5 protein-coding genes are annotated in these 7,334 nt (G+C 70.8%); all 5 read left to right on the top strand.

Going from position 1 to position 7,334, the window contains the following annotated elements:
• Nucleotides 1-678: alpha/beta fold hydrolase (locus tag RIN80_RS13685; protein ID WP_309095843.1), on the top strand; the 678-nt coding region annotated here is incomplete at its 5' end.
• A 219-nt stretch (nt 679-897) separates the two neighbouring features.
• Nucleotides 898-1,578 carry a PIG-L family deacetylase gene (locus tag RIN80_RS13680; protein ID WP_309095842.1) on the top strand — a complete coding sequence of 227 codons (681 nt, stop codon included), beginning with the start codon at nt 898-900 and terminating at the stop codon, nt 1,576-1,578.
• 254 nt (nt 1,579-1,832) lie between these two features.
• A complete protein-coding gene (locus RIN80_RS13675; protein ID WP_309095841.1) occupies nt 1,833-3,143 on the top strand; it encodes a nucleotide sugar dehydrogenase in 1,311 nt (436 codons plus the stop codon).
• 43 nt (nt 3,144-3,186) lie between these two features.
• Nucleotides 3,187-4,155 (top strand): NAD-dependent epimerase/dehydratase family protein, encoded by a 969-nt coding sequence (locus RIN80_RS13670; RefSeq protein ID WP_309095840.1) that lies wholly within the window; start codon nt 3,187-3,189, stop codon nt 4,153-4,155.
• A gap of 460 nt (nt 4,156-4,615) precedes the next feature.
• On the top strand, nt 4,616-7,330 hold the full coding sequence (locus RIN80_RS13665; RefSeq protein WP_309095839.1) for an AAA family ATPase: 2,715 nt from the start codon (nt 4,616-4,618) through the stop codon (nt 7,328-7,330).
• Nucleotides 7,331-7,334 lie beyond the last annotated feature (4 nt).

Below are 7,334 nucleotides of genomic sequence, written 5' to 3'. Positions count from 1 at the left end.
CCGCACGCCGGAGGATCGGCGAGCTACTTCGCCCCGGTCGCCAAGGCGCTGGCCCCCGAGATCGACGTACTCGCCATCCAGTACCCGGGCCGGCAGGACCGCCGCAACGAACCGGCAGTCGACACCGTCGAAGCGCTCGCCGACCTGATCACCCCCGTGCTCCTGCCCTGCACCGACCTTCCGCTGGCACTGTTCGGACACAGCATGGGCGCCTCGATCGGCTACGAAGTGGCACGGCGCCTGGAGAAAGCGGGCACCGCCCCCCTGGTGCTGATCGTCTCCGCCCGACGCGCACCCACCCGCCACCGCGCGGAGACGACGCATCTGCGGGACGACGCGGGGCTGGTCGCCGCGGTGCAGGCACTGGGGGGCGCCAACTCGCGGCTGCTGGACGACCCGGAAGTGCGAAGCATGGTGCTGCCCGCGCTGCGCAGCGACTACCGGGCGGCCGAGACCTACCGCCCCGGCCCGGGGACGGTCTCCTGCCCGATCACCGCGCTGGCCGGCGAGTCGGATCCCAAGTGCACGCCCGACGAGGCCGGTTCCTGGCGCGACCACACCACCGGCGACTTCACACTGCTCACCTTCCCCGGCGGGCACTTCTATCTCGATCAGCAGGCGCCCGCCGTGCTGGATGTCCTGAAAGAACGATTCCGCACCCTCACCGCCGAACGGTAGTGCCGGAACCGGAAGCCCGTGCACGGCCGCCCGGAACGGAAGTCCGCCCGGGAAGAGACCACTCGAAGTACGGCCGGAGCGCCGGAATTCGGGCCGATAGGGGTTGACGGGGGCGAAGGCTGTCGGCGCAGCACCCGCACGTCGAAGGAAACAACGACCGATACCACCTCGGACACCGACGGCTCGGGCCCAAGGGTCCCGACTGGGGAAGGCATTTCCATGCAGAGGACGATCCGCAGACTCATGGTCGCGGTGGCACACGGCGACGACGAGACACTCGGCGCGGGCGGCACCCTCGCCCGGCTGGCGGACGAGGGCGTGGAGATCGCGCTGTGCGTGCTCACCAACGACGACGGGTCGCGCTCCGCGTCCGGGCAGGGGGTGACCGACCGCACCACCGCGATCGAGACCGCCGCGAAGACGCTGGGCATCTCCCGGGTCAGCATTCACTCCTTCGGTGACAACCGGCTCGACACGGTGGGCCAGCTGGAGCTGAACCGGGTCTTCGAGCAGGAGGTCAAGCGGTTCGGCCCCGACACGCTCTTCACCACCAGCATGAGCGACCTGAGCCTGGACCACCAGATCGTCAGCCGGTGCGCCCGGGTGGCCGGCCGGCCGGGGAAGGGCACGGTCCGCGAGGTCAGGTGCTTCGAGGTGCGGTCGGCGACCGACTGCGGCGAGGCGTCCGGGATGCCCCCGTTCCGGCCGAGCCTCTGGCAGCCGCTGGAGCCGCACCACCTCGAGCGCAAGCTGGAGGCGCTGCGCGCCTACGGCGCCGAGCTCCAGGAATGGCCGTCGCCGCGGAGTGAACGCGGGACCAGGGCCCTGGCCGAGTACCGGGGCTCGCAGGTCTCGGTGGAGCTCGCCGAGGCGTTCGAGCTGGTCCGGGCCGTGCTGTGACCGGTCACCCCGCCTCCCGTGCGGTGCCCGAGCGGCCGTAGGGGTCCCGGGTAGGGGTAGGAAACGGCACACCCGGCTCGTACGCTTCTTCGCACAGATTTCAAAGGAAATCCGTGCGAGGACATTCAACAGGAATTCGAGGCTGCTCCCTGCCCGGTTCCTTCCGGCAAAAAATCCCACCGGACTGTCACTCGTCCGCGTCACCCAGTTTCCCGCGGGGAAACCCTGGCCTACTCAGTGAATTCGGGTGGACAATGCCGCACACTCTCACCACCGAAGAATCCCCTGCCTCCCCGGCCGAGAGCACCTCGGTCGCGGTCATCGGGCTGGGTTATGTCGGGCTGCCGACCGCGCTGGGATTATTTGAGGGCGGAGTACGGGTGCTCGGGATCGACCACAGCCCCGAACGACTCAAAGCCATCGAGGCCCGGACGGTCGATCTGATCGAGGCGGACCACCGCCGCCTGGAGAAGGCGCTGTGGCAGGACGGCTTCGAGCTCACCGACGACGTCTCCCGACTGGCCGAGGCGGACGCCGTGATGGTCTGCGTGCCGACACCGGTCGACCACCACCTGCTGCCCGACCTCGGAGCGATCAAGGGCGCGTGCGACGCCCTGGTCCGCCATGCCCGCCGCGGGCAGACGCTGATCCTGACCTCCACCAGTTTCGTCGGCACCACCCGGCGGATGCTCGTCGAGCCGCTCACCGCGCGCGGCCTGACCGTGGGCGAGGACATCCTGGTCGCCTGCAGCCCCGAGCGCATCGACCCGGGCAACGTCACCCACACCCAGGACGAGACCCCCCGGGTGCTGGGCGGGGTGACGACCCGGTGCGCCGCCGGCGCGGCCCGGGTGATCCGGCGGCTGACCCCCGAGGTGCACCTGGTCGCCTCCCCGGAGGCCGCGGAGATGACCAAGCTCTACGAGAACACCTTCCGCGCCGTGAACATCGCGCTGGCCAACGAGTTCGCCGACATCTGCCGGTCGCTGGCCCTCGACCCGATCGAGGTGATCGAGGCCGCCCGCACCAAGCCGTACGGCTTCATGGCCTTCCACCCCGGCCCGGGCGTGGGCGGCCACTGCATCCCGTGCGACCCGCACTACCTGCTGTGGCAGCTGCGGGCGACCCGCACCGCCGCGCCGCTGGTCAACCAGGCGATGAACGCCATCGCCGAGCGGCCGCGGAGCGTAGTGGACCGGATCCACGGAGCGCTCTCGGACGCCGGGCGCGGCATGGCCGGGACCCGGGTGCTGGTCGCGGGGGTGGCGTACAAGCCCGGGGTGCAGGACGTCCGCGCCTCCTCGGCGCTGGACATCATCGCCGAGCTGACCCGGCGCGGGGCCCGGGTCGGCTACCACGACCCGCTGGTCGCGCGCCTGACCCTGCCCGACGGCACCGAGATGACCAGCGAGGAGCGGCCCGACGGCGCGGACTGGGACCTGGTCCTGGTGCACACCGCGCACCCCGGCCAGCTTTACGACTGGGTCGCCGACTGCCCGCTGGTGGTGGACGCCACCTACCGCTTCCGCCTCGCCGACGGCACTCGCGTGGGGCAGACTCCGTGACCCGCCCACGACCGCCCCGCCACCCCTGGGAAAGGACCACACCGTGCGCTGCCTGATCACCGGAGGAGCCGGCTTCATCGGCTCGCACCTCGCCGAGCACCTGCTGCGCCAGGGCCACGAGGTGGTGGTGCTGGACGATCTGAGCACCGGCCGGGAGGAGAACCTCGCCGGTCTCGGCGACGGCGGACGACTGACCCTGATCCGCGGCTCGGTCTGCGACGCCGAGGCCGTGGAGCGCAGCATGGCCGGGGTGGACGCGATCTACCACCTGGCCGCCGCCGTCGGCGTCTTCACCATCCTCGGCAAGACCCTGGAGAGCCTGCGCACCAACCTCCACGGCACCGAGATCATGCTGGAGGCCGCCCGGCGGCACGAGGTGCCGATCCTGGTGGCCTCGACCAGCGAGGTCTACGGCAAGAACACAGCGGAGGGCCTCACCGAGGACGACGAGCGGATCGTGGGCTCCCCGCTGCTGAACCGCTGGTCGTACGCCGAGGCCAAGGCGCTCGACGAGACGCTGGCCTTCCTCTACGGCGCGGAGTACGGCGTGCGCACGGTGATCGTCCGGCTCTTCAACACCGTCGGTCCCCGGCAGAGCGGCCGCTACGGGATGGTGGTGCCGCGCTTCGTCGGCCAGGCGCTGGCCGGCGAGCCGCTGACCGTCTTCGGCGACGGCCAGCAGGTGCGGTGCTTCTGTCATGTCCTGGACGTCGTCCCCGCACTGGTGGCGCTGCTGGAGGACGAGAGCGCCCACGGCACCGTCTACAACCTCGGGAACACGGAGCAGACCAGCATCAGCACGCTGGCACAGCGCGTGATCGCGGCGACCGGCTCCTCCAGCACCGTGGAGAAGGTGCCCTACGAGCAGGCGTACGGCCCCGGCTTCGAGGACATGGAGCGCAGGGTGCCGGACTGCGGGAAGGCGCTGCGCCAGGTCGGGTTCCGGCCACGGCGCTCCCTCGACGACATCATCGCCTCCGTCGTCTCCGACCAGCGGGGCGCCGGGGTCTGAGCGGCCGGTGCTCCCCCGCGCGGGCCGCGTCAAGGGGTGCGGCCCGCGACGCGCCTTCGGCACGAGGGGGACGGTGCGGACGGCAGACGGCGCGGGACGACCACCTTGTGCCCGACTCGTACCTGGATATACTGTTTGCTTGGAGTTAAATTCCAAATATTTCAAGGGGGGCGGGATAAAGAACTCGTTAAGTCGCTCCAGGACGCGCGGAGAGAGCCTGTCACAACCCTCCCGGGCCTCACGAACATGATCCGGGTTCTCTCCATGCGAGTAAAATCTCTGCTAAGCTTCGAACGTATCTACAGGCATACCCATGGGCGCTATACCATTCCTTGCTTGATCGATACGGGGGCAAATGAGCATGGCAGCCGTCCTGAGCGGCCAGTTACGCATTAAACCGGACGAAGCGCGTAATTATTTGTGGACGCAATTCGAGCAAAGTTCCGCCGGAGCCGGCCAATTGGTACTGGTCAGCGGCGGCATCGGCAGCGGCAAGACCGCACTCCAGGAGGAGGTCCTGGAGGAGGCGGCCGGGGTCGGGGCGCTCACGCTGAGCGCAACCGGTGCCCGTGACGAACAGCAGATCGGCGCGGCGATCATCGACCAGATGCTGGCGAACGCGTCGGCGGACATCGAGGTCCCGTCCCTGGCCGGGATGCGCGAAACACTCCCCGGCGACCCGACGTACGAGAACGCGGAGGCCAGAGTGATCCGGGACGTCTGCGACGTCCTGCTCGGCCTCGCGTCCGAACGTCCCGTCGTGATCGGCGTCGACGACCTCCACTTCGCCGACGAGACGTCGCTCAAGCTGCTCCTGCAGCTACAGCGGCGCATCCGCTCCGCGCGGATCCTGGTCGTGCTCACCCAGCCCGACTGGCAGAGTTCCGCCCTCCGGCTCAGCGGCTACTTCGCCCGTCAGCCCCGCTACCACGCGGTGCAGCTCGCACCCCTGTCCGTCCACTCCATCGAGCAGCTGCTCACGGAGCTGGCGGACGACGCGAAGCCGCAGGAGATCGCCGCCTCCATCCACACTCTCAGCGCCGGCAACCCGATGCTGGCACACGCGCTCATCGACGACTACCGAAACGGCCCCGACCGCGGGCGGGTCACCGCCGGTCCCTCCTACACCCGCGCGGTCAGCGCCCTGCTGGGCCACTCCGACGCCCAACTGCTCGACGTCGCCGCCGCCGTGGCGATCCTGGACCGTCACAGCAGCGTCTCCCTGATCACCCGGCTCACCTCGCTCGACACCGAGACCGTGGTCGACATGCTGGAGGCGCTCCACCGGGCCGGGCTGCTGGTCGACGGCGTCTACCACGACCCCACCACCGCCTCCTCGGTGCTGGGCGGGCTCTCCCCCTCCAGCCGGGCCCGGTTGCACGCCCACGCAGCCGAACTCAAGTACGGTGCGGCGGCCGGGGCCACCGAGGTGGCCGCGCACCTGGTGGCCGCAGGGAGCGCCTCCGCCAGCTGGGCGGTGCCGCTGCTGCGGTCCGCCGCCCACGAGGCGATACTCGGCGACGACGTCCAGTTCGCGGGACGCTGCCTGGAGCTGGCGCTCGGCAACGCGACCGAGGAGTCCGAGCGGCGCGCCCTGCAGCAGTCCATCGTGCACTGCCTCTGGCGGGTCAGCCCCGCGTCGGTGACCCCTTACGTGGCGCCGCTGCGTGAACTGGTGGTCGGCGGGTCCTCCGGCCGGGCGGGACAGGCCGACTGCTTCGCGGTGATGCGGCACGCGCTGTGGCACGGCGACCGCGAGACCTACCTGCGGGCCCGCGAGGTGCTCCAGGACACCTCCGAGCCCATCGACCCGCAGATCGCGGCCGAGCTCGACCTCGCCCACCAGTGGTACTTCGGGCCGCGCCCGATGTCCTCGGAGAAGGGGGAGAGCAGGACCCAGCAGCGGCCCACCCCCTGGGACCACACCGCCGACAGTCTGCTGCGGATGTGGCGGCACCGCGGTGACGAGGCGACCCTCGTCAGCGCCGAACGGCTCCTCCACAACTGCCGGCTGGGCGACACCGCGCTGGAGGCGATCGCCATGGCGATCGCCGCGCTGGTGCGGGGCGGCCGGATGGAGCGGGCCGACCGCTGGTGCGTGACGCTGAGCCGGGAGGCCCACCACCGGGGTGCGGTCACCTGGGAGGCGATGCTGGAGTCGCTACGCGCAGAGATCCTGCTCTACTCCGGTGAGTTGGCACAGGCCGCCGAACGGGCCGGCGCCGCACTGGAGATGCTCGGCGACCACAACTGGGGGGTCGCCATCACCCACCCGCTCACCACCCTGCTCCAGGCCCAGATCGCCGCCGGCGACATCGACGCGGCAGGACAGACCGTGAAGCGGCCCGTGCCGGAGGCTGCTTTCCGCACCGCCGGAGGCATGCAGTATCTACGCGCGTGGGGGCATTACCAGCTCGCCACCAATCGTCCCCTCGCGGCGGCCAGTGCCTTCCAGCGGTGCCAGAGACAGACCCGGGAATGGGACGACGGTGGAGGCACCCTGGTGCCGTGGCGCAGCGACCTGGCCGAGGCCAACCTCCAGCTGGGGCACGTCGCGACCGCCCGGGACCTGGCCCGCCAGCAGGTCGAGCTGGCCGTGGACACCGACCCGTACGCCTGCGGACTGGCGCTGCGGGTGCTGGCCATGGCGGCCGCCCCCTCGGAGTCGGCGGGCATCATCAGCCGGGCCGCCAAGTACTTCCGCGAGGCGGGGCACCAGTTGGAGATGGAGCGCACCCTGAAGGCGCTCGGGCAGTCCCGCGGACCGGGCCGGCCGGCCCTCGGCGGTGCGGGCCGGACCGCCAAGCCGGCGATGAGGATGGACCGCCCCACGGCGCACAGCCAGATCATGAGGCGTCGCCCGCCCGCCACCCGGGTGACCGTCAAGTCCGCCGCCGAACGCGGAGAGGTCACCCGCACGCCGGCACCGGCCGCCCGCCCGGAGGCCGGGGAGTCCACCGTGCTCAGCGAGGCCGAGCTGCGGGTGGCGCAGCTGGCCGCGTCCGGGCACACCAACAGGCAGATCAGCAGTTCGCTCTTCATCACGGTGAGCACGGTCGAACAGCACCTCACCCGCGCCTACAAGAAACTGGGCATCAGCGGCCGGAGCGCACTGGCGACCAAACTCAGGCAGCGCGGGCTGGAGCTCACCCTGCGGAACGGCGGGTCCTTCTGACCCG

The sequence above is a fragment of the Streptomyces sp. genome, assembly GCF_031181705.1.
GTDB lineage: Bacteria > Actinomycetota > Actinomycetes > Streptomycetales > Streptomycetaceae > Streptomyces.
The sequence above is the reverse complement of the archived record's forward strand: the minus strand, read 5'-3'. Positions and strand labels throughout refer to the sequence as shown.

Bases quoted from the DNA above. Each gene is read 5' to 3' on its own strand.
- RIN80_RS13680 (WP_309095842.1), top strand. From the start codon at position 898: ATGCAGAGGACGATCCGCAGACTCATGGTCGCGGTGGCACACGGCGAC.
- RIN80_RS13675 (WP_309095841.1), top strand. From the start codon at position 1,833: ATGCCGCACACTCTCACCACCGAAGAATCCCCTGCCTCCCCGGCCGAG.